At 62.1% G+C, this 23,321-nt stretch carries 18 protein-coding genes; 11 read left to right on the top strand and 7 right to left on the bottom strand.

Going from position 1 to position 23,321, the window contains the following annotated elements; translation table 11 throughout:
* Positions 1-460: 460 nt before the first annotated feature.
* From V1286_RS21380 to V1286_RS21365, 4 genes are read left to right on the top strand one after another with little or no spacing between them, the layout of a single operon-like run.
* Positions 461-1,105 carry a TetR/AcrR family transcriptional regulator gene (locus V1286_RS21380; protein WP_334482333.1) on the top strand — a complete coding sequence of 215 codons (645 nt, stop codon included), beginning with the start codon at positions 461-463 and terminating at the stop codon, positions 1,103-1,105.
* A complete protein-coding gene (locus V1286_RS21375) occupies positions 1,102-2,790 on the top strand; it encodes an acyl-CoA dehydrogenase family protein (protein ID WP_334482331.1) in 1,689 nt (562 codons plus the stop codon). The genes V1286_RS21380 and V1286_RS21375 overlap by 4 nt, the downstream gene beginning before the upstream one ends.
* A 29-nt stretch (positions 2,791-2,819) precedes the next feature.
* The gene (locus tag V1286_RS21370) at positions 2,820-3,662 is read left to right on the top strand and encodes a class II aldolase/adducin family protein (RefSeq protein WP_334482329.1); all 843 of its coding nucleotides are present in this window, start codon (positions 2,820-2,822) and stop codon (positions 3,660-3,662) included.
* Positions 3,608-4,546 carry a Rossmann-like and DUF2520 domain-containing protein gene (locus V1286_RS21365; RefSeq protein WP_334482327.1) on the top strand — a complete coding sequence of 313 codons (939 nt, stop codon included), beginning with the start codon at positions 3,608-3,610 and terminating at the stop codon, positions 4,544-4,546. The genes V1286_RS21370 and V1286_RS21365 overlap by 55 nt, the downstream gene beginning before the upstream one ends.
* A gap of 92 nt (positions 4,547-4,638) precedes the next feature.
* Here the strand turns inward: V1286_RS21365 and hpnH are convergent, their stop codons facing one another.
* Positions 4,639-5,799: an adenosyl-hopene transferase HpnH gene (hpnH, locus tag V1286_RS21360; RefSeq protein ID WP_334482326.1), complete on the bottom strand. Its 1,161-nt coding sequence runs from the start codon at positions 5,797-5,799 to the stop codon at positions 4,639-4,641.
* 66 nt (positions 5,800-5,865) lie between these two features.
* Positions 5,866-6,792 carry a 4-hydroxy-3-methylbut-2-enyl diphosphate reductase gene (ispH, locus tag V1286_RS21355; protein ID WP_108513140.1) on the bottom strand — a complete coding sequence of 309 codons (927 nt, stop codon included), beginning with the start codon at positions 6,790-6,792 and terminating at the stop codon, positions 5,866-5,868.
* Positions 6,793-7,243: 451 nt separating this feature from the next.
* On the opposite strand from ispH, the gene hpnN reads away from it, so the two are divergent.
* Positions 7,244-9,832, top strand: a complete 2,589-nt coding sequence (gene hpnN, locus V1286_RS21350; protein ID WP_334482324.1) for a hopanoid transporter HpnN — start codon at positions 7,244-7,246, stop codon at positions 9,830-9,832.
* Here the strand turns inward: hpnN and V1286_RS21345 are convergent.
* Positions 9,800-10,465, bottom strand: coding sequence for a DUF2147 domain-containing protein (locus V1286_RS21345; RefSeq protein ID WP_334482323.1), 666 nt, complete (start codon positions 10,463-10,465; stop codon positions 9,800-9,802). The genes hpnN and V1286_RS21345 overlap by 33 nt on opposite strands.
* Positions 10,466-10,592: 127 nt before the next feature.
* Between V1286_RS21345 and hpnO the strand changes: the two genes are divergently transcribed.
* The 4 genes from hpnO to V1286_RS21325 all read left to right on the top strand — a co-directional run bounded on the left by hpnO (position 10,593) and on the right by V1286_RS21325 (position 14,047).
* Positions 10,593-11,984, top strand: a complete 1,392-nt coding sequence (hpnO, locus tag V1286_RS21340) for an aminobacteriohopanetriol synthase HpnO (protein WP_334482321.1) — start codon at positions 10,593-10,595, stop codon at positions 11,982-11,984.
* 119 nt (positions 11,985-12,103) lie between these two features.
* Positions 12,104-12,511 (top strand): GFA family protein, encoded by a 408-nt coding sequence (locus V1286_RS21335; protein ID WP_334482319.1) that lies wholly within the window; start codon positions 12,104-12,106, stop codon positions 12,509-12,511.
* A gap of 326 nt (positions 12,512-12,837) precedes the next feature.
* A complete protein-coding gene (locus tag V1286_RS21330; RefSeq protein WP_334482318.1) occupies positions 12,838-13,104 on the top strand; it encodes a hypothetical protein in 267 nt (88 codons plus the stop codon).
* 178 nt (positions 13,105-13,282) lie between these two features.
* On the top strand, positions 13,283-14,047 hold the full coding sequence (locus V1286_RS21325) for a hypothetical protein (RefSeq protein ID WP_334482317.1): 765 nt from the start codon (positions 13,283-13,285) through the stop codon (positions 14,045-14,047).
* Between the two features lie 12 nt (positions 14,048-14,059).
* Here the strand turns inward: V1286_RS21325 and V1286_RS21320 are convergent, their stop codons facing one another.
* Positions 14,060-15,679, bottom strand: coding sequence for a GMC family oxidoreductase (locus V1286_RS21320; protein WP_334482315.1), 1,620 nt, complete (start codon positions 15,677-15,679; stop codon positions 14,060-14,062).
* A gap of 241 nt (positions 15,680-15,920) precedes the next feature.
* Between V1286_RS21320 and V1286_RS21315 the strand changes: the two genes are divergently transcribed.
* Complete coding sequence (locus V1286_RS21315) at positions 15,921-17,093, top strand: M20 aminoacylase family protein (protein ID WP_334482314.1); 1,173 nt, start codon at positions 15,921-15,923, stop codon at positions 17,091-17,093.
* Positions 17,094-17,256: 163 nt separating this feature from the next.
* The gene (locus V1286_RS21310) at positions 17,257-18,429 is read left to right on the top strand and encodes a M20 aminoacylase family protein (protein WP_334482313.1); all 1,173 of its coding nucleotides are present in this window, start codon (positions 17,257-17,259) and stop codon (positions 18,427-18,429) included.
* Positions 18,430-18,639: 210 nt separating this feature from the next.
* Here the strand turns inward: V1286_RS21310 and ppk2 are convergent, their stop codons facing one another.
* From ppk2 to V1286_RS21295, 3 genes are all read right to left on the bottom strand, one after another.
* Positions 18,640-19,560, bottom strand: a complete 921-nt coding sequence (gene ppk2, locus V1286_RS21305) for a polyphosphate kinase 2 (RefSeq protein WP_334482312.1) — start codon at positions 19,558-19,560, stop codon at positions 18,640-18,642.
* A 172-nt stretch (positions 19,561-19,732) separates the two neighbouring features.
* Complete coding sequence (locus V1286_RS21300; protein ID WP_334482310.1) at positions 19,733-21,361, bottom strand: inorganic phosphate transporter; 1,629 nt, start codon at positions 21,359-21,361, stop codon at positions 19,733-19,735.
* Positions 21,362-21,900: 539 nt separating this feature from the next.
* Positions 21,901-23,280 carry a UdgX family uracil-DNA binding protein gene (locus V1286_RS21295; RefSeq protein ID WP_334482309.1) on the bottom strand — a complete coding sequence of 460 codons (1,380 nt, stop codon included), beginning with the start codon at positions 23,278-23,280 and terminating at the stop codon, positions 21,901-21,903.
* Positions 23,281-23,321: the final 41 nt, after the last annotated feature.

Here is a 23,321-nt window from a genome sequence, read left to right as displayed (position 1 = left end):
GTTCACCCCGGAATGAACGCAAGTGCGTTCACCTAGAGGCTGGCCGCGCGCAGCACGGCCCTCGCAGGGCGGCGGCCAATTCTTGTTAAAAGAACTTGCCGCTCATCCTTCGAGGCTCGCCCAGCCGTGCAAGTGCACCGCAAGGTTCGCACCTCCAGCGACAACGGCGAAGCCGTTGCGTGGGGATGACGGAGATGGTGCGAGCGCGCATGCATCGACCCAAAATCATCAGGCTTTGGCTCGCCGTATTCAGATGCGGGGCTGGGTAAGCGCGTTCGCGTCCCTGGCGCCTCTGAGCGTGGCGTTGGTTTCAGATGCATTGATCCCGGGCGACACGCCGAAGCCTTCCTCGCAACTGGCGTCGCTTTTCCGATCGCAGGAACCCGCCGGGATACTTGACAAGCGCCGGCATTCGCTCAAGGATGAATTATGATCCTGTATTCATGAATTAAGGTTCATTATGGCAATTGCTGCAGTTCGCCTCAATCAACTCGTTGAAACCAAAGCGCGCATTCTGGATGCCGCACGCGATGCCGTGGCGCTGAGCGGGTGGAAGGATGCCCAGATCGCCCTGATCGCCGCACGGGCGGGGGTGGCTACCGGCAGTGTGTACCGCTACTTCGACTCGAAGGCGGACCTGTACGCGCAAGTGCTCGGGCTGGTTTCCGAGCGTGAGGTTGCCGTGGTCGCCGCGATCGTCGAGGCGGAGGGATCTGCGTCCCAGTGTCTGGTGGACGCGATTTACACCTTCTCGATACGCGCGATGCGCGGCCGCCGTCTGGCCTACGCGCTGATCGCCGAACCATGCGAGCCGGAGATCGACGCGGCGCGCCTGAAATACCGGGCGGCGCTCGCCGATCAGATCGCCGGGCTTGTCCGGCGCGGCATCGCCAGCGGCGAATTCATCCAGATCGACGCGAACGTTGCGGCATCGTGCGTGACCGGCGCTTTCATGGAGGCCCTCGTCGGTCCCCTGGCGCCGGAAGCGGCTCCCGATTCCGAAGCGGCAAAGTCGATCGCACAAGCCATCGCGGGGCTTTCCGCGCGCATGCTGTTTCGGCACGCCACGCCTGAATTGACCCTGGTATCGAAAGTTTCGGCATGAATGCGCGCGTCCAGCCGGTTGCCGTCGCGGAAGCGAAAGCCAGTCCGTTTGCGACCCACGAAGTCCGCAATCAGGCGCGGTCAGCCCTCGGTTTCAACGCGTTCGATGACGATCGGGCGCTGAGCGGCCTGATCGCAAAGATCGTGCCGTGGGCAAGGGAAAAACTTTCTGCGCTCGGCGCCCATGCCGGCTGCGATTCCGTGCAGGAGGCCGCGCGACTTGCCAACGAGCACGAACCGAAACTGCTGACCCATGACAGGTATGGCAACCGGAATGACTGGGTCGAGTTTCATCCGGCCTGGCATCAATTGATGGCGCTGGCGTTCCAAAGCGAGGTCCATAGTCTGGCCTGGTCGACGAGCGAACCGAATGGACATTTGGCGCGTGCGGCGCTGAGTTACCTCTGGAATCAGATCGAGAACGGCGTCGGCTGCCCTACCGGGATGGCTTACGCCGCGATCGCGGGGTTTTCCGGCAAACCGCAATTTGCGACGTGGCGGGAGCGAACGCTGGTGGCGGACTACGACCCGCGGCGGCTTCCCATCGAAGCCAAGCGTGCGGCGGTCATCGGCTATGCGATGACCGAGAAGCAGGGCGGCTCCGATCTGCGCGAAACCCAGACCACCGCACGATTCATCGAACGCGGTGCGCGTGGCGAGATCTATTCGATCACCGGCCACAAATGGTTTTTCTCGGTGCCGGTGGCCGACGGGTTCTACACGCTGGCTCAGACCGAATCCGGCGTAAGTTGTCTGTTCGTGCCGCGCCTGCTGCCCGACGGCAGCGCCAACCGCATCTTCATTCAGCGTTTGAAGGACAAGTGCGGCAACCGTTCAAACGCTTCGAGCGAAATCGAATACCACGACACGTGGTCGATCCTTGTCGGCGAAGAAGGGCGTGGCATCAGGGAAATCCTTTCGCATGCTCATCTGACCCGGCTGGATTTTGCGGCAGGATCCGCCGGGCTGATGCGGCAAGCCTTGAGCCTGGCATTGAACCACGCGCAAACGCGAACGGCGTTTGGCAAGCCCATGTCCGAGCTTCCCATGCAACGCAATGTGCTCGCCGACCTCGCACTTGAGAGCGAGGCGGCGATGCTTGGCGCACTTCGGGTCGCGCGGGCGACCGACGGCCTGCAGACCAGTGAACACGAACGGCTGCTGGCGCGGGTTGCCACGCCCGTGGTGAAGTTCTGGAATTGTCAGCGGGCACCCTCTTTCAGCTACGAGTGCATGCAGGTGCACGGCGGCAACGGCTTCATCATGGAGAATGCGATGGCGCGCCTTTACCGCGAGGCGCCGCTGAATTCGATCTGGGAGGGCACCTCGAACATGATGTGCATGGACGTTCTGCGGGCCATGCAACGGGATGCACGCTGCCGGGACGCATTTGTCGACGAACTGCGTGCGAGCAGGGGCCTCAACCGGATCTACGACAGCAGCACGGAAGATCTCGCCGACCGGTTGAGTGCACGATACCCGGATGACGGGCATGCGAGGGCGCTGGTTACCCGGATGGCGCATGCGTTGCAGGCTGCCGAGATGTTGCAGCATGGCGATGCCGATGCCGCCGATCTCTTCGTGAAATCCAGGCTGGGCATGGATGGGATGCACGTATTCGGCGCTCTTCCATCGTCGGAAGGCCTTGCCCAGATCGTGGAGCGTGCCTCCGTCATCCGCCACTAGAAAGGGACCGCGGTTGCGGGCCAGGTAACATGCGTCAAACCGAAGTTCGCTCTGTCAACGATATCCGGGCCACCGTGGGGGAAGAGGAGTGGGCGGCGCGGGTTGATCTCGCGGCGTGCTATCGCCTGGTGGCGCTCTATGGAATGACCGACCTGATCTACAACCACATCAGTGCACAGGTCCCGGGGCATGACGACCAATATCTGATCAATCCGTATGGCATGCTGTACGAGGAAATCACGGCGTCGAGCCTCGTCAAGATCGACATCGAGGGGCAAACTCTGCTGCAGCCCGATCACGGCTACAACGTCAACGTCGCCGGATTCTATCTGCATGCCCCGATCCACCGGGCGCGGCCCGACGTGAAGTGCGTTCTCCATACCCACACCAGGGCTGGCACGGAAGTCAGCACGCTCGCCGAAGGGCTGCTTCCGCTGTCCCAGACGGCGATGCGGTTTCACGGGCGGATCGGCTATCACGACTTCGAGGGACCGGCGATCGATCGGGACGAATGCGACCGGGTCGTCGCCGATCTCGGCCGAAACGACGTACTGGTTTTGCGCAATCATGGTCTGCTGGTCTGTGGCAACACGATTCCACAGGCGTTCAATGCGATCTATTGGCTGGAGCAGGCTTGCCGGATACAAATAGACGCGCTCGGTTGCGGCCGGCCGCTTCACGCGCCGACAGAAATGGCGATCGGCAACACGGTGACCTGCTTCGCGGGCACCGAGATCACGCTGGACAATGAGCGCGACACCAATCCGGTATTGAATGAGGCGGCGCAAAATCTGCAAGCCGGTTACGGGCTGCTGGAATGGCCGGCGCTGCTGCGAAAGCTCGACCGCATCGACGGGAGCTACGCTCAATGAGCAATGAGCTCGCGGCGTTGCGAATCGGCTTCATCGGCGCCGGCCGTGTTGCGCAAACGCTCGCGCCGGCGTTTGACCGCGCGAACCTGAACGTCGCGGCTTTCTACAACCGTGGCTCCGATGCGGCGCAGCGCCTGGGATCCCGGGTACCGTCAGCACGGCCGATGCCGCACGCGCAACATGTCGTGGACGATTGTGATGTGCTCTTCCTGACGGTGAGTGACGACGCGATCCTGCCGGTCTGCCGCGATTTGCGCTGGGAGCCACGTCACCGCGTCGTCCATTGCAGCGGAGCAACCGAATTGACCGCGCTGGGTCACGCGAAATCCAGCGGTGCCGTAACCGGCGGATTCCATCCGATGCAGATGTTTGCAAATCCCGACGTCGCGCTGGAGGGTTTGCGGGGATGCACCGTCGGCATCGAAGCAGACCCCGATTTCAGGCGTGACCTGGAACGGCTCGCCACCAGCATCGGGTGCGAACCGCTGGCGCTGCCGGCCGGCGTGCGGGCGCTTTATCACGCCTCGGCCTACTATGTCGGTCCGTTCCTGATCGCATTGCTCAAGGAAGGCGTCGAACTCTGGAAGAGTTTTGGCGCCAGCGAGGCCGACGCGCTGCGTGCCATGATGCCGCTGCTGAGGGGAACGGTCGCGGCCGTTCTTGACGGCGGACTGGCCAACGGCATGGGTGGCTGCGTGGCGCGCGGGGACATCGGAACGATCCTCAAGCACCTCGAAGCATTGGATGAGCGCTTTCCTTCCTCGGGCGCATTGTACCGCGAACTGGCCCTCCGCAATGTGCCGCTCGGAATCGAGCGTGGCACACTCAGTGCTGGGCGCGCGGCAGAGATCGAGAATCTGCTTCTGCGGACTCGGACGAAGTAGCGGTCGTTCCGTGACAGTCTGAGAGACACGCAAAAAAGAAAGGGCCCCGGTTCGCCTGAACCGGGGCCCAAAAATCTTTTGTTGTGTTCCGCTCAGGCGGCGGTGGATGCCTTCTGTTGCTGCTTGGCGGCTGCCGCAGCCGCTTCGTCCTTGCGGATCTCGGACAGGCGCTTCTGCACCTCGGCCGAGAAGATGTACTGCGCCGGACGCTGCTGGGAGAGATCGATCTCGGGCGCCATCGGGCCCGTGGTGCGGACGCCGCGCAGCGCGACCCACATCGCCTTCAGCGGATTGACCAGGGCTGCGTTGGCAGCCGTCGGCTCGTAGCCGCAATGCGCCATGCAGTCGGCGCACTTCTCGTACTTGCCGGTGCCGTAGGTCTCCCAGTCCGTCGTCTCCATCAACTCCTTGAAGGTCTTGGTGTAGCCTTCGCCGAGCAAATAGCAGGGCTTCTGCCAGCCGAAGATGTTGCGGGCCGGCATGCCCCAGGGCGTGCATTCGTAGCTCTGGTTACCTGCGAGGAAGTCCAGGAAAAGGCCGGAATGCATGAAGTTCCACTTCTTGCCCTTGCCGAGCGCGAACACGTCGCGGAACAGCTTCTTGGTTTTGGTGCGATTGAGGAAGTGCTCCTGGTCCGGGGCGCGCTCATAGGCGTAGCCCGGCGACATCGAGACGCCGACACCGAGCTCGGTGGTGAAGTCGAGGAATTTTGCGATCTCTTCCGCCGGATGGCCATCGAAGATCGTGGCGTTGACGTTGACGGTGAAGCCGCGCGCTTTCGCGGCCTTGATCGCGGAAACCGCCCGGTCGAACACGCCCTTCTGCGACACTGCCTTGTCGTGGTGGTCCTTGAGGCCGTCGAGATGCACCGAGAAGAACAGATAGGGCGAGGGCTCGAACAGATCGAGCTTCTTCTCCAGCAGCAGCGCGTTGGTGCACAGCGAGACGAACTTCTTGCGCGCCACGAGGCCGCGCACGATCTCGCCGATCTCCTTGTGGATCAACGGTTCGCCGCCGGGAATCGCCACCATCGGTGCGCCGCATTCATCGGCCGCGTCCCAGCATTCCTGAGCCGACATGCGGCGGTTGAGGATCGCGTCGGGATAGTCGATCTTGCCGCAGCCGACACAAGCGAGGTTACAGCGGAACAACGGCTCCAGCATCAGCACAAGCGGATAGCGCTTCCGGCCAAGCAGCTTCTGCTTGATCAGATAGCCACCGATACGCATTTCCTTGAAGAACGGTATTGCCATTTGAGAGATTTTCTTTCTGGACTTGAGTCTGGGCCTGGAGCCCAGACTTGGAACTCTTGAAGTGGATCAACCCGCAGTCAGTTCGGCCGGAAGACGGAACTCGATATTTTCTTCCCGGCCGGGAAGTACCGACACCTTGACGGGTCCGATACGCCTCAAAGCCTCGATCACGTCGTCGACCAAAACTTCGGGCGCCGAGGCGCCCGCCGTAATGCCGACGGCTTTCGCATCCTTCAGCCAATCGGGGTTCAACTCGCTCCCGTCGGCAATGAGATAACTCGCGACCCCGACCTCGGTGCCGATTTCGCGAAGCCTGTTTGAGTTGGAACTATTGGCGGCCCCCACCACCAAAATGACGTCCACCAGCTTACTTAGATCCCTTACCGCAGATTGGCGGTTCTGTGTCGCATAGCAGATATCCCGGATGTCGGGGCCTTGAATATCTGTAAATTTGGCCTGAAGGGCGGCAATTATGTCCTTTGTGTCGTCCACGCTGAGGGTGGTCTGGGTGATATAGGCCAGCGGAGCGTCGGTCGGCAGCGTCAGCGCCGCCACCTCGTCGACGTTCTGGACCAGCAGAACCGGCCCCGGAACCTGACCCATGGTACCCTCGACCTCGGGATGGCCGGCATGCCCGATCAATACCAGGGTACGGCCCTTCGACATATACCGCTTGCCCTGATTATGGACCTTGGTGACCAGCGGGCAGGTGGCATTGAGGACGGGCAGGCCGCGGGCGGCGGCCTCCTCCTCAACGCTGCGGGCCACGCCGTGGGCGCTGAAGACGGTTACCGCCAGCGGCGGAACCTCCGACAGGTCCTCGACGAAGATCGCGCCCTTGGCTTTAAGGCTTTCGACCACGTATTTGTTGTGCACGATCTCGTGCCGAACATAGACCGGCGGACCGTACTTCTCGAGCGCGCGCTCAACGATTTCGATGGCACGCACGACGCCCGCACAAAATCCGCGGGGCTGCGCTAGATACACTTCCATGGGATGTCCATTACGCTGTTGCACCAGGTACTGAATTCGCAAATTCACCCAAAGGTCTCCGTGCAGCCGGTCACATCCGGATCTGCAATATCCGCACCATGACCGGAACCCGCAGGTAATCCCCACCCAAGTAGATGGAAGCGCAGGACTATGTGTCAAAAATTGTGCGGCTGGAAAAGGTGCATCGCGCAATGGTTACCAAGCCGTAGGTAATAAAATACCTAAAAGCGGCTTATGAGAACCATTGTTCCTTACCGGTTCGTCACTTTATCGCCCTTTCGGACGGGCTATACCGGCCCCCGAACACCGTCCGGTCCGTTTTGGCGGCCTTCGCTTGAACCCTTGTGAACCCTTGGGCAAGTAACCAAAACAACATTAGATCGGCTTCGGGAACTCCGCTAGACAGCGGGCGTTTTCGCCCAGCTCTCCTTGAGATTTAGAAAGAAACGAAGTGCTGACCAGTATTGTTGTCGCCATTGTCAGAACCTGTACGCGGTTTGCCACTCTCGTCGTCATCGTCTCGCTGCTTCTGGCGGTCGGGGCGAGCTACTATGCGGCCCGGCATTTCGCCATCAACACCGACATCAACACGCTGATTTCGCCCGACCTCGACTGGCGCAAGCGCGACAATCAGTTCGAGCACGCGTTCGATCGCGAAAAACTGATTCTCGCCGTCGTCGAAGCCCCGACGCCCGAGCTCGCCAGCGCCGCGAGCAAGGCGCTGGCCACAAAACTGACCGGCGACACCAAGCATTTCGAATCGGTGCAGCCGCTCGGTTCCGGCGAGTTCTTCGAAAAGAACGGGCTGTTGTTCCTGCCGGTGGAGGAAGTCGGCAAGGTCGCCGGCCAGCTCGAAGCCGCCGCGCCCCTGATCGAGATCATGGCCGGCGATCCCTCGATCCGCGGCCTGACCGGCGCGCTGGAGACCGGGCTTGCTGGCGTCAAGCGCGGGCAGGTCAAGCTCGACAATACCGAACGGCCCTTCAACCTGATCAGCCAGACGGTCGAGGACATCCTGAACAAGGGGACGGCGACGTTCTCCTGGCGCGAACTTACCAGCGATAAGCCTTTAACCGATGCCGATCGCCGCGCCTTCATCGAGTTCAAGCCGAAGCTCGACTACAGCGAACTGGAACCTGGCAAGGATGCGACCGACGCGATCCGGCAGGCCGCGACCGATCTCAATTTTGCAGGCCAGTACAGCGCGCGGGTGCGGCTGACCGGCCCGGTTCCGATCGCGAATGAGGAATATTCGACCGTGCAGGACGGCGCGATCGTCAACGGTGTCGCAACCGTCCTCATCGTCCTCGTGATTCTCTGGATGGCGCTGCACTCCTCGAAGATCATCTTCGCGGTGTTCGTGAACTTGTTCATCGGCCTTTCGCTGACGACCGCGGTCGGCCTGATGATGGTGGGGTCGCTGAACCTGCTGTCGATCGCCTTTGCCGTGCTGTTCGTCGGCCTCGGCGTCGATTTCGGCATTCAGTTCAGCGTCCGTTACCGTTCCGAGCGTTTCAAGAACGAAGATCTGGCGCTGGCGCTGGAGAGCGCGGCGAGACGCTGCGCGGTGCCGCTTTCGCTCGCCGCGATGGCGACCGCCGCTGGCTTCCTGTGTTTCCTGCCGACCGACTACAAGGGCATTTCCGAACTCGGCAAGATCGCCGGCGCCGGCATGCTGATCGCGTTCATCACCAGCATCACGTCCCTGCCTGCCATGCTGAAGCTGCTTCACCCGCCCGGCGAAAGCGAGCCGGTCGGTTACGCGTTTCTGGCGCCGGTGGACGAGTTCCTCGAAAAGCATCGCGTCATCATCGTCGTTGGTACGCTGCTCCTCGTCGTGGCCGGCCTGCCGCTGCTCTATTTCATGAAGTTCGACTTCAACCCGATCAACCTGCGCAATCCGAAGGCTGAATCGATCGCGACCTTCCTCGACCTGCGCAAGGACCCCAACACCGGCGCCAACGCCATCAACGTGCTGACCACCTCGGAAGCGGAAGCGAAGAAGATCGAGGCGCGGCTTGGAAAGTTGCCGGAAGTCCTGCGCGTGATGTCGATCGACAGTTTCGTGCCTGAGGATCAGCCGGCGAAGCTGCAACTGATCGCGAAGGCGGCGAGGGTGGTCGGGCCCGCGCTCAATCCCGATTCTGTCGATGCCGCGCCCACCGATGAAGAGAATGTGGAGGCGCTGAAGAGTTCAGTCGACAGCCTGCGCAGGACCGCCGGCGACGGCAAGGGGCCGGGCGCGGTCGCATCGCGGCGGCTGGCGGACGCGCTGTCGAAACTTGCCGGCAGCAACCAGGCGACGCGCGACAAGGCGCAGGGCATTTTCGTCACCCCACTCAAGATCGTATTCGATCAGCTCAGGAACACGATGCAGGCCGGCCCCGTCACGCTCAAGACGCTGCCGCCGGAACTGCTGAACAGCTGGAAATCCAAGGATGGGTTGATTCGCGTCGAGGCGCTGCCGAAGGGTGATCCCAACGACAACGACAATTTGCGCCGATTTGCCGATGCGGTTTTGGCGGCCGAGCCGAATGCGATCGGCGGGCCGGTGTCGATCCTCAAATCCGGCGACACCATCGTGAAGGCGTTCATCCATGCCGGCATCTGGGCGCTGCTGGTGATCAGCCTACTGCTCTATTTGACGCTGCGGCGGATCTCCGACGTGCTGATGACGATGGTGCCGCTGCTGGTGGCCGGCGCGGTGACGCTGGAACTCTGCGTGCTGATCGGGCTGCCGCTCAACTTCGCCAACATCGTCGCATTGCCGCTGCTGCTCGGCGTCGGCGTCGCCTTCAAGATCTATTATGTCACGGCCTGGCGCGAGGGCAGAACGAACCTGCTGCAGTCGAGCCTGACGCGCGCGATCTTTTTCTCGGCGCTGACGACCGCGACCGCCTTCGGAAGCCTGTGGCTATCCAGTCATCCCGGCACCGCCAGCATGGGCAAATTGCTGGCGCTGTCGTTCGTCATCACGCTGGCCGCGGTGCTGCTGTTCCAGCCGGCGCTAATGGGCAAACCGCGCGATGTCGGGAAGTAGGCAGATATCGCCGATATCGGCGGGCTGGGTCGCCGTGGCCGCCGCCTGCTTCTGAGCGGGCGCAGCCTTCGGCGCGGGCGCAGGATTCGCCGCAGCGGGTGCCGGATTTACCGCACCCGTGGTCTTCGGCGCCGTCGGCGCAGGTCCTGCGGTTTTGGGCGGCGCGCCGGCTGGTCCCTTCGGCGCACCCTTGGCCATGCTGTTGGCAGGGCTCGAGGGAATCGGCGGTCCGACACGGGTCCAGGTTTCACCGCCGCACAGGAAGCCGAGCACGCAGCCCTGAATCTCGAGCTGGTCGGTGCCGACAGGCTTGATCGTGGAGCTGTAGAGCTGTCCGTCCTTGGCGTTGTAGACTTGGCCTTCCCAGGCATCGACGCCGGGCTTCTTCTTCATCTCGATCAGGATCGGCATGCCCAAGGTCGGCCGGCTCTGCTTGGCGGTATCAGGATTATTCTTGTCCTTGCCGCCCGGCGTCTTTTCCCAGGCGACGACGCCCCACATGTTGCCGCTACATTGGGCGACGCGGATGTTGGCCACACCATCGGCTACTTTCCAGTCACCTGTGGGGTCGGCGGCAAGCGCAACGGTAAGACCTGTGGCCAAAAAAACTCCCGAATAAACTATTGTACGCACGATGGTTCTTGGGCAGTGCAACATGGTTCAGACCTGTGTTTAAGTAAGATGATCCAATGCGGGGGTCAAAACGCCGCATTGAGTGTTTTCAGTTGACGAAACGGCCATCAACCGACGTATGTAGCGAATGCCAAGTTCATATCTAGACGTTTCCGGGCTGTTTGAAGAGCGGCAGGCGCAGCGCAGTTCCATGCATGCGCGCCATTTGAACGAGCAGCTCGTCCGGGTGCTGAAGACCATCGGCTACGATGTGGGCTTTCAGAAGGGTCAAGGTCAATACCTGTTCGATCGGGACGGCGCCCGCTATCTTGATCTACTGAGCGGATTTGGCGTTTTTGCGATTGGCCGCAATCATCCGGCATTGCGTCTGGCGCTGAAAAGCGTGCTCGACAGCGATTTTCCCAATCTGGTTCAACTTGATGTGTCCACGCTCGCGGGCGTGCTGGCGGAACGCCTGCTCGAACATGTGCCATATCTGGACAAGGTGTTCTTCGCCAATTCCGGTGCCGAGACCGTCGAGGCCGCGATCAAGTTCGCGCGCGGCGCGACCGGCCGCCCGGGCATCGTCTCCTGCTCGCATTCCTTCCACGGCCTGTCCTACGGCGCGCTGTCGCTGATGGACGATGCGAACTTCCGCAGCGGATTCGAGCCGCTGCTGCCGGGATGCACGCAAGTGCCGTTCAACGATCTCGCCGCCCTCGAGCAGGCGTTGTCGTCGCGTCAGGTCGCGGCCTTCATCGTCGAGCCGATCCAGGGCAAGGGCGTCAACCTGCCCACGGACGAATTCCTGCCGGGCGCCGCCGCGCTCTGCAAGAAGTACGGCACCATCTTCATCGCCGACGAAATCCAGACCGGTGTCGGCCGTACCGGAAAATTCCTCGCGGTCGAGCACTGGAATGTCGAGCCGGACATGGTGCTGCTGGCGAAGGCGCTGTCGGGCGGTCACGTGCCGGTCGGCGCGCTGCTGACGCGCAAGCACATCTTCGACAAGATATTCAACCAGATGGACCGCGCGGTCGTGCACGGCTCGACCTTTGCGAAGAACGATCTGGCGATGGCCGCCGGTATCGCCACCCTCGACGTGATCAAGAACGAAAAGCTGGTCGAGCAGGCCGCCAAGCGCGGCGCCGAACTTCGCCTCGCGCTGACGCGGATGGTGCCCGGCTATGAATTGCTGAAGGAAGTGCGCGGCAAGGGATTGATGATCGGCATCGAGTTCGGTCCGCCGAAATCGCTGCGGTTGAAGGCATCCTGGAATCTGCTGGAGACCGCCAACAAGGGCCTGTTCTGCCAGCTCATCACGGTGCCGCTGTTCAAGGATCACAAGATCCTGACGCAAGTCTCCGGCCACGGCAGCCACACCATCAAGCTGCTGCCGCCGCTCGTGATCACGGAAGAAGACTGCAGCTGGATCGAAAAGTCTTTCGACGACGTCATCGCCGCCAGCCACAAGGTCCCCGGCGCGATCTGGTCGCTCGGCAAGACGCTGGTCGACAACGCGGTGCGGAAGTCGGCGTAAGCACAGGCCCTGTAGCCCGGATAGAGCGCAGCGCGGGGTGTCTCGCCGGCCGACAGATTTTTCCCGGATTATGCTGCGCTCCATCCGGGCTACATGCCATCGTCTCTCGGGAGAAGCGCATGGTCAACATCACCGGCGGCTGTCATTGCGGCGCGATCCGCTATCAGGTCGAGGGCGAACCGATCGTTCATGCGCTGTGTCACTGCGCGGATTGCCGGCGCCACGCCGGCGCGCCGATGGTCGGTTGGTCGATGTATGCGGAGGACGCGCTCAAGGTGACGAAGGGGACACCCAAGGTCTACGAATCCTCCGAACATGGCCGGCGGCAGTTTTGTGCCGACTGCGGCACGGGTCTGTTCTACACCAATGCGAATGTGTTGCCCGGAATCGTCGATATCCAGAGCGCGACCTACGACGATCCTGATGCCGTTCCGGCCATGGTGCACATCCAGACCGCAGAGCGCATTCGCTGGATGGAGCGCGCGCACGAACTGCCCACCTTTGAGCGCTATCCGCCGCAGACATAGCGGCTTGAAGCAAGCCCGGATGCCGTAGCCCGGATGGAGCGTAGCGCAATCCGGGGTGTCTCGCCGGCCGACAGATTTTTCCCCGGATTGCGCTGCGCTCCATTCGGGCTACATCTCCTCAATTGCGAAAAGCGTTGCTGCCGATCGTTTCATTTGTGAACGAATATTCTGCGCATTTTGCGGCCGAGGATATTCCGCACGTTCCCGCTGTCGGGCATATTCAAACACGGTTTTTCAAATCGCGGTGAGCGCCATCGCGCGGCTATCCGCTTTTGCGTTGCGATACCCAATTGGGCGGGGTGACTTCATGACAAAGAGGATCTCCGATGACCAAGTCGATCCCAACACTCGCCGCCGCGTTTCTGATGACCGCGATCACAACGCCTGTATTCGCGCAGGCCGCGATTCAGGAGCCGGGCGCTTTTGCGTTCTATCATCCCAACGCCGACGTACTCGGCGGCAGGCCGGCCTATCGATCGTTCGATCAATCGAATGCCTATTACAATTCCAACGCCTATTACGGCGAGGCTGTGCCCGCGCCGCAACTGCGGCAGAGGCCGGTCGCGCCGCGGCATTATCGCAGGGGGCAATAACGCGAGCGTGTCATTCGCTCCGTTCAATGAAGCGGGCTACCTCGCTGAATTGGATGGAGCGCGCGTGCGAACTCCCAACATTCGACTGCTATCCGCCGCAAACATAGCGCGCTGCCGCTTTCCTTCTGTATGGGAGTCGGCGTAAATCAAGAGCGATCCGACGGCGGAGCGGAGACATATGCCATCCATAACCTATTGCGACGACTCGATGATGGCCTATCGGTCGGCGCGAAAGACATTCCAGCCCGGTGAACGTGTCGTCTTCGACGAGGGATACAGGCTTGCGCATCTTCCGCTTGTCAATGCTGGACACGCTGCGGTTATCAGCGAGGTTAAAGGGCGCGATTATCGAAACGGTACCTATGAGAAGACGCGCCATGCGCTGGTGATGCCAATTTCCGCGGACGCTTTTCTCGAATCCGACCAGGTTCAGGCGCTTGAGCTCGCCATGAAGTCATCGCGCTTCGCGCCAAAGATTGCGTGGGAAATCTGCGAACGCCGCCGGTTACAGTTGCATGCAACGCTTGCCAGCGGCATTCCGGAGACCGATCTCGATCGCTATGCTGCGGTGGTCCAGGATCTGCTGGATCAAATCGGCCCGATATCCGTTTGCTTGAAAGGGCCGTTTCTGGGCACCAGGAACACCGGCCGTATCTATTTTCCGGTCTACCCGCAGAAGATCGGAGACGACGATGCGTTTGCGCTGGTGCAAAAGCGCATTGGCGTGTCGCCGACGAAACTCTACCTTGTCGGATATTATCATATGCGCCAAGAACTCGATCTGCTGGAAACAAGGGAGCTGGCCGAACTGATCGATCAGTGGCGGGATCGGATTGTCGTCAGGACGACCATTCCTTTCCTGGAATTGTACGCCACCAACGATGATCTTGCGCTTTCAGCGCGTGTGCACGCGAAAATTGGGGCCAAGGACGCGCAGAGGTAATTCGGCAAGGTGCTACCTCGCATCCTCCAGAATCATCACGGCACCTTTCTCCGCGATCATCGCCGTCGGCGTGTTGGTATTGCCCGACGTAATGGTCGGCATCACCGACGCATCGGCGACGCGCAACCCGGCAATCCCGTAGAACCGCAACCGCTCGTCAACCACCGCCATCGAGTCGCTCGCGGTGCCCATCTTCGCCGTCCCCACGGGATGAAAGATCGTGGTGCCGATATCGCCGGCGGCTTTCGCCAGCGAGGCGTCGTCGTCGCCGACGGCGGGGCCCGGCAGGTACTCCTGCGGGCGATAGCGTTCGAGCCGCTTCTGCTTCATCAGCCGCCGCGTGGTGCGGATGGCATCGGCCGCGACCTGGCGGTCGTCGTCGGTCGAGAGATAGTTCGGCGCGATTGAGGGCGCCTCGTCCGGCTTTTCGGAGCGGATGCGCACGGTGCCGCGCGAGGTCGGCTGCAGGTTGCAGGCGCTGACCGTGATGGCGGGAAAACGATGCAGGGGATCGCCGAACTTGTCGAGCGACAGCGGCTGCACGTGGAACTGGATGTTGGCGCGCTCGCGGGTGGAATCGGAGCGCGTGAAGATGCCGAGCTGCGACGGCGCCATGGTCAGCGGCCCGCGGCGGCGGAAGGCATAATCGAGCCCCATCATGCCGCGCCGGATCAGATTGTAATAGGTCTCGTTCAGGGTGCGCACGCCAAAAACCTTGTAGATCGCGCGCTGCTGCAGATGGTCCTGCAGATTGCGCCCGACGCCCTGCTTGTCGAGCGCGACATCGATGCCGAGCGGCGACAGCCAGTCGGCCGGCCCGATGCCGGACCGGTGCAGCACCTGCGTCGATCCGATTGAGCCAGCACACAAAACGACTTCGCCCTTGGTGCGCGCCTCGACCACTTCATTGCCCTGGATGAAGCGCACGCCGACGGCGCGCCCCTGCTCGACAATCAGCCGGTCGACCAGCACATTCTTTTCCAGCCTCAGATTGCTGCGGTTCAGCACCGGCTTGAGGAAGCCGCGCGCAGAAGACCAGCGCCGGCCGCGCTTCTGGTTGACGTGGAAATAGCTGATGCCTTCATTGTCGCCGGTGTTGAAATCGGCAATGCGCTTGATGCCCATTTCCTCGGCGGCGTCGCCGACCGCGTCGAGAACCTCCCAGGACAGCCGCGGCGCTTCGATCCGCCAGCCGCCGCCGGTGCCGTGATGTTCGCTCTCGCCCAGGAAATGATCCTCCAGCCGCTTGAACAGCGGCAGCACGTCGTCATAGCCCCAGCCGGTCATGCCGAGCTGCCGCCAGTGATCGTAATCGGCGGCCTGTCCGCGCATCGAGATCATGGCGTTGATGGCAGAGGAGCCGCCGATCACCTTGCCGCGCGGATAGGCAAGTGCCCTTCCATTGAGCCCGGGCTCCGGCTCGGTTCGAAACATCCAGTCCGAACGGGGATTGCCGATCGCAAAGAGATAGCCGACCGGGATGTGAAACCAGATCCAGTTGTCGTTGCCGCCGGCTTCCAGCAGCAGCACGCGGTTTTTCGGGTCGGCCGAGAGCCGGTTGGCCATGATGCAGCCGGCCGTGCCCGCGCCAACCACGATATAGTCGAAATCGCCTTCAAGCCGTTTCGGCATTTCTCAGTTTCCACCCGTTGACGCCGTCATGCTCGGACAAAAGCGCGAAGCGCGTCTTCGCGCCAGATGTTCCGGGCATCCACGTCTTTTCTTGGTCGTTTATTAGTCAGACGTGGATGGCCGGGACAAGCCCGGCCATGATGGCGAGGCGGGAGGGTGTGCCGTCAGGGAGCGTTGGTTGGACCGCCCCTTGCATGCTACAGGGACAGAAGCGTTCAAATCCGGAAAGCCTGTTATCTCCATGCCCATCGTCAACCGCGTCGCCGAGTTTCAACCCGACATCCAGGCCTGGCGCCGGGATATTCATGAACACCCGGAACTGCTCTACGACGTGCACCGCACTGCGGCATTGGTCGCGGACCGATTGCGGGAATTCGGCTGCGACGAGGTTATTAGCGGTATCGGCCGCACCGGCGTCGTTGGCGTCATCAAGGGCAACCGGCCCGTCGGCAACGGCGACGTGAAGGTCGTCGGGCTGCGGGCGGATATGGACGCGCTGCCGATCGAGGAGGCGACCGATCTGCCTTACGCTTCCAGGACGAAGGGCCTGATGCACGCCTGCGGCCATGACGGCCACACCGCCATGCTGTTGGGTGCGGCGCGCTATCTCGCCGAAACCCGCAATTTCGCAGGCGATGCGGTCGTGATCTTCCAGCCGGCCGAAGAGGGCGGCGCGGGCGCGGTTGCGATGATCAAGGACGGGCTGATGGACCGTTTCGGCATCGAGCAGGTCTACGGCATGCATAACGGTCCGGGCATTCCGGTCGGCTCGTTCGCGCTGCGGCCCGGTCCGATCATGGCCGGAGGCGATGCCGTCGTCATCAAGATCGAGGGGCGGGGCGGGCACGCCGCGCATCCGAACAAATGCATCGATTCCGTCCTTGTCGGCGCGCAGTTGATCACGGCGCTGCAGTCGATCGTGTCGCGCAGCGTCGATCCGCTGGAATCGGCCGTCATTTCGATGTGCCAGTTTCACGCCGGCCACGCCCGCAATGTGATCCCGCACACCGCTGAGCTGGCGGGCACCGTCCGTACCCTGAACGGCGACGTGCGGAAGATGGTGGAACGGCGGGTCCGCGAGGTCGTCGCCGGCGTGGCGCAGGTCACCGGCGCCAGGATCGATCTGACCTACGATCGCGGCTATCCGGTAACAGTCAATCATGTCCAGCAGACGGATGTCGCGACGCGGGCAGCCCGCGAAATCGCCGGCGATGCCAATGTGCAGGTGATGCCGCCGCTGATGGCGGGCGAAGATTTCGCCTTCATGCTGGAGCAGCGGCCGGGTGCGCTGATCTTCTGCGGCAACGGCGACAGCGCAGGGCTGCATCACCCCGCCTATAATTTCAACGACGAGGCGATCGTGTTCGGCACCTCTTACTGGATCAAGCTGGTCGAGAACACGCTGGCCGCGTGAGGCCGCCCAAGGCCTCGCTGGGCTAAGGGCTTCGCCGGGCTTTCCAGCTCTGGTCGGCCAAGCTTCCGGGTGGAATGGGGGCTCTGCGGCAGCGTGCTGGGTGGACCGCCGCTTGCATGCTACAGAGGCGTTACTGTTCCAACTTGAGGTTCGAGAAAGTCCCATGCCCATCGTTAACCGCGTCGCCGATCTGCAACCCGATATTCAGGCCTGGCGCCGCGATATCCATGAAAATCCTGAATTACTGTACGACGTCCACCGCACCGCAGCATTCGTGGCGGACCGCTTGCGCGAATTCGGCTGCGACGAGGTGACGACGGGCCTCGGCCGCACCGGTGTCGTCGGCGTCATCAAGGGCAAGCAGCCCGGCAAGGGCGAGATCAAGGTGATCGGGCTTCGCGCCGACATGGACGCGTTGCCGATCGAGGAAGCGACCAACCTTCCCCATGCCTCCAAGACGCCGGGCCTGATGCATGCCTGCGGCCATGACGGCCACACGGCGATGCTTTTGGGTGCCGCGCGCTATCTCGCCGAAACAAGGAATTTCGCCGGCGACGCGGTCGTGATCTTCCAGCCGGCCGAGGAGGGCGGTGCGGGCGCCGCCGCCATGATCAAGGACGGTCTGATGGACCGGTTCGGCATCGAGCAGGTCTACGGCATGCATAATGGCCCGGGGATTCCGGTCGGCTCCTTTGCCATCCGCCCCGGTCCTGTCATGGCTGCGACCGACTCGATCGACATCAAGATCGAAGGACTCGGCGGCCACGCCGCGCGCCCGAACAAGTGCATCGATTCCGTGCTGGTCGGTTCGCAGTTGATCACCGCCCTGCAATCGATCGTAGCGCGGACCATCGATCCCCTGGACTCGGCCGTGATCTCGATCTGCGAGTTCCATGCCGGCAACGCGCGCAACGTGATCCCGCAGACCGCCGAACTGCGCGGCACCGTGCGGACGCTGACGCCGGAAGTCCGCGAAACGGTCGAGCGGCGCGTCCGCGAGGTGTGCGAGGGCGTAGCCAAAATGACCGGCGCCAAGGTCGATCTCGTCTACGAGCGCGGCTATCCCGTCACCAAAAACCACGCCGAGCAAACCGACTTCGCTACGCAGGTGGCCAGGGAAGTGGCCGGCGCCCAGAACGTCCACGACATGCCGCCGCTGATGGGCGCGGAAGATTTTTCCTATATGCTGGAAGCGCGGCCGGGCGCCTTCATCTTCTGCGGCAATGGCGACAGCGCAGGACTTCATCACCCCGCCTATGATTTCAACGACGAGGCGATCGTGTACGGCACCTCGTACTGGATCAAGCTGGTCGAGAACAAGCTGGCCGCGGCGTAAGGGCGCCTGGCTCCTCTCTTGAACTTCCATCGTACGTGAAGTCGAATGCACATCAAAGAAGGCCAGTATCTCCAGTACGGGCCTTCCTTATTTGCCGCTCAGCCGCGACTTGAGATGCCGATAGGGCGCCTCAGGGCCCGAATGAACAAACAAAGACACGGCTAAAATCCCAGCCGTGTCCCGGCGCTACCGTCTACGGTCCGGCGGCACTCAGTAGCGCGCCGGCACGTACATTTCGGGCGGTATCGGTCCGCGGCTATATTCCGGGTTGCGAACCCGCGCCGGCAGAACCACCCGGTCCTGCTTGATTTCCTGGTAGGGAATTTGTTCGAGCAGATGCGCGATGCAGTTCAGCCGTGCCTTCTTCTTGTCGTCTGCCTCGACCAGGTGCCAGGGAGCTTCCGGAATGTGGGTACGCTCCAGCATCGCTTCCTTGGCCTTGGTGTATTGCTCCCAGCGGCTGCGCGATTCCACATCCATCGGGCTGAGCTTCCACTGCTTTAGGGGATCGTGGATCCGCATCGTGAAGCGCAAATGCTGCTGTTCGTCGGTGATGGAAAACCAGTACTTGATGAGGATGATTCCGGAGCGTACGAGCATACGCTCGAATTCCGGCACCGACCGGAAGAATTCTTCGACGTCGTCTTCAGTGCAAAAACCCATCACGCGCTCGACGCCGGCGCGGTTGTACCAGCTGCGGTCGAACAGCACGATCTCGCCGCCGGCCGGCAAATGCGAAACGTAACGCTGGAAATACCATTGCGTGCGCTCCCGCTCGTTCGGCGCCGGAAGCGCCGCGACGCGGCAGACACGCGGATTGAGCCTCTGGGTGATGCGCTTGATGACGCCGCCCTTGCCGGCGGAATCGCGCCCCTCGAAAATCACCACCACCTTCAGCTTGTGGTGCTGCACCCAGGTCTGCAATTTTACCAGTTCACCCTGCAGACGGAATAATTCCTTGAAGTAGACGCGCCGATCGATCGTCTCTTCTTCCGTATGGTCGGCAAATTCATTGGTCAGCGCATCGAGACGATCGTCGTCGATTTCAAGTTCCAGTTCCTCATCGAAACTATCCAGCATTTCCGCCTGAATGCGGTCGTGGATGGTGCCATTCGGGGGCCTTTTGGTCATGGCGGGCTCCAGCTGCAGAACTATTGGGTTCGCATGGTGTGCGAACGTCGGTGTCCTGCCGTATCATCGGTCAGGGCACTTTGCGGAAAGCAAAAGGCCGGAGTTTGGTTCCGGCCTTCCGCTACCTGTCGAGGCTGCCCGCATGACAGCGACCCGATCGCACCGCCGATACTCAGAACAGATTCGAGAACAGCACGTAGAGGCCTGCCGACAGGCAGATCGCGGCCGGCAGCGTCAGCACCCATGCCATCAGCAGGTTGCGGATGGTCGCCATCTGCAGGCCGGAACCGTTGGCTGCCATGGTGCCGGCGACGCCGGACGACAGCACGTGGGTGGTGGAAACCGGCAGGCCGAACACGTCGGCGACGCCGATCGTCGAGGCGGCAACAAGTTCGGCGGACGCGCCTTGCGCGTAGGTCAGATGCGACTTGCCGATCTTCTCGCCGACGGTGATGACGATGCGCTTCCAGCCGATCATGGTGCCCAGCCCGAGCGCGATCGCCACCGCGATCTTGACCCAGAGCGGGATGAACTTGGTGGCTGAGTCGAGCGAGCCCTTGTAGGCCTTGAGGATGTCGACCTCTTGCTTGTTCAGGTCGTTTTCCTTGTCCTTCATCAGGAAGCGGATCGCTTCCGAAGTCAGGTACATGTCGTTACGGGTGTTGCCGACGGCTTCCGCCGGCACCTTGTTCAGCGAACCGTACTTCTGGACCTGGTCGCCGATATCCTTCACCAGCACGGCCAGCGAGGGGTAGGTGCCTTCGCTGATCTTGCGGGCGGCGACGTATTGCGTCACCGCGGGCCGCGGGTCGCCGATGATGCTATGGCCGGCGCCCTTGGCGGCGATCACCTTGGAGGCGGCTTCCGAGGTCTTCTGGAACTGCACCACCTGGGATTCCGGCAGGGCACGGTTCAGAGCGTAGGCGGTCGGCACCGTGCCGATCAGGATCAGCATGATCAGGCCCATGCCCTTCTGGCCGTCGTTGGAGCCGTGCGCGAAGCTGACGCCGGTGCAGGTCGCGATCAGGACGCCGCGGATCCACAGCGGCGGCGGCTTGTTGCCTTCGGGCGCGGCATACAGCGCCGGATTGCGGACGACGAACTTCAGCACCAGCAGCAGGATCGCCGCCATACAGAAGCCGAACAGCGGCGAGAGCAGCAGCGCGTAACCGATCTCGGTCGCCTTGGTCCAGTCGACACCCGAGGTGCCGTCGCGGCCGCGCATCATCGCGTTGGCAATGCCGACGCCGATGATCGAGCCGATCAGCGTGTGCGAGGAAGATGCCGGCAGGCCGAAATACCAGGTGCCGAGATTCCAGACGATGGCGGCAATCAACAGCGCGAACACCATCGCAAAACCGGCGCTGCTTCCGACCTGGAGGATCAATTCCACCGGCAGCAGCGAGACGATGCCGAAGGCGACCGCGCCGGAGGAGAGCAGCACGCCGAGGAAATTGAAGAAGCCCGACCACATCACGGCGAATTCCGCCGGCAGCGAATGGGTGTAGATCACGGTCGCGACCGCGTTGGCGGTGTCGTGGAAGCCGTTGACGAATTCGAAGCCGAGCGCGATCAGGAGCGCCACGAACAGCAGGATATAGGGCAGGTAGGCGGTAACTCGCATGCCGGTCGCGTCGATGTCGGCGTAGATGCTGTAGGCGACGTACAGCAGCCCGGCGGCGAGGATGCCGCAGAACAGGATCATGGTCAGCGGATTGAAACCCTTGTCGAGGTTCGGCCGCGAGGCCGGCTGGACGGGCGCCGCGTCGCCCATCGATGAATTGAGAGCAACATCGGTCATTCTGACACCCCGCCGAAATAAACTGACTGAGGGAGCATTTCTGACTGAGGGACTTGAAGGTTGGATGACAGGCAGCGATTGGCTCGGCCTGGGGGCAGACGATGCAAGGCGCGTCGGCGCGGGCGTATGCCTTGGCGCCGGATGCTTCTCCTTGGAATCGTTGGGCCATTGGCGAGGCGGTGCCGCGCGATGGCGCAGTTCCCGTCCTTAGCAATGCGGGTTGAAGCAATGCGGATTGAACCTATTCCGGTCGCGTGCGGCCGAGGGATTGCGCGCCGCTACCTCTCACCGTTTCCTCATGCCGTCGCCTCTCGTATGGTCGGCTTTGCGGCGCAAGAGTGGGTCGCGCGCTGCACGGCGCCGGGGCTGAAGTGGACCGCGCAGCGCGTCGACCGTATGGGAGCGTCATGGCGTGACCAGACGTCCCACATTCCCTTGAGAATGCGATTGTGTCTTCTATCAATTAATGGTTGCAGATGGAATTGTCAATTTTTCCCGTTATATTTCACCAATAATTGCGGCTGCCGGATTGGCGGAATTCAGGCCGCATGTGCTGATTTTCGCAGCACGTCGGCGGCTATTTTGAGGTCCTGGACGAAGCGCCGGTATTCCCGCGCCTTGGCCTCGGCGTCCGGCAATCGCAACAGATAGGACGGGTGCACCGTCACCAGCGCCCTGGTGCCGTCGTCGAGATCGATCGGGCGGCCGCGGTTCTTGTTGATCGGGGTAATTTTCCCGAACACACTTTGCGCTGCGGTAGCGCCCATTGCCACCACCAACTCGGGTTTGATCGCGGCGAGTTCCCGTTCGTACCATTGCCGGCACGCCTTGATCTCCGGCGTATTCGGCTTCTGGTGCAGTCGGATCTTTCCGCGCGGCACGAACTTGAAATGCTTGACCGCATTGGTGACGTAGACCGTGCGGCGGTCGATCCCGGCCTCTTCCAGCGCGCGGTCGAGCATTTGACCCGCGGGACCTACGAACGGTTTTCCGGCGAGGTCTTCCTTGTCGCCGGGCTGCTCGCCGACCAGCATGATCCGCGCCGTTTGCCGGCCTTCGCCGAATACGGTCTGCGTCGCATCCTTGTAGAGATGACAGGCGCGGCAATCGGCGGCTTCCTCGCGCAGCATCTCAATATCGTCAGCCTGTTTGCGGGCCATTTCGCTCGCCGTGTCGTTTGCTTTGGGCGGTTTCAGGGGGTTAATCAACGAGGCCTCCGGCAGGTTCCGCCAGTATTTCCGTGGCATCTCCTTATTTATCGCCTGCACTTTCAGCCGGGCCGGATTGAAAATGCTGGCGTAATAACTCCACCAGGTTTCCTCCAGCCGATCCGCGGTCGGAGCTTCGCTCTTGGCGACGCCCGATGTGATCGAGACGGCATGGCCGTCCCAATGCGCGCAGACGTCAGGCGTCAGGATCGACCAGGGCATGTCGGCGAAGCGCCGCGCGAAGAACGGCGCGGCCAGTTCGACGATATGATGCTCCGGCTCGAACCAGGCGACGAAGTGCGATTTGTGCTCGCGGCCGATTTCGCGGAAGCGGACAAAGGCGTGCATCTTGTGCTCGTCGCGGCGCACGGCCTTTGCCATCGCGGCGACCTCGGCCACGTCAGGATCGGTTGCGAGTTCAAGCAGGTCGTGATGAATTCGCAACCGACACAGCAGACGGTAGAGCAGGGCAAACCGCTCAGGGTTGCGGTGCAGGATCGCGACTTCAGCCAGTTCGACGAATTTGGCAGGTACGTTGAACGTGCCATGTGGCGGCTCGAGCGGCGCCGCCGCCGGCTCGAACAGTTCGGGCGCATCGCCCGTCACGCGCCAGCTCACATCGGAGGGTTTCACATCGCCCAGTGCCAGTGCGCGGGCGGCTTTCCGCCAGCCATCGAAATCGGTTTCGCTGTCGAGGGTGATGTGGTGCATTTGCTTACTCCACGTACTTCGCTGTCATCCCCGCGCAACGG

Source organism: Bradyrhizobium algeriense, from assembly GCF_036924595.1.
Lineage (GTDB): Bacteria > Pseudomonadota > Alphaproteobacteria > Rhizobiales > Xanthobacteraceae > Bradyrhizobium > Bradyrhizobium algeriense.
This window is presented reverse-complemented; position numbering and strand designations above follow the sequence as displayed.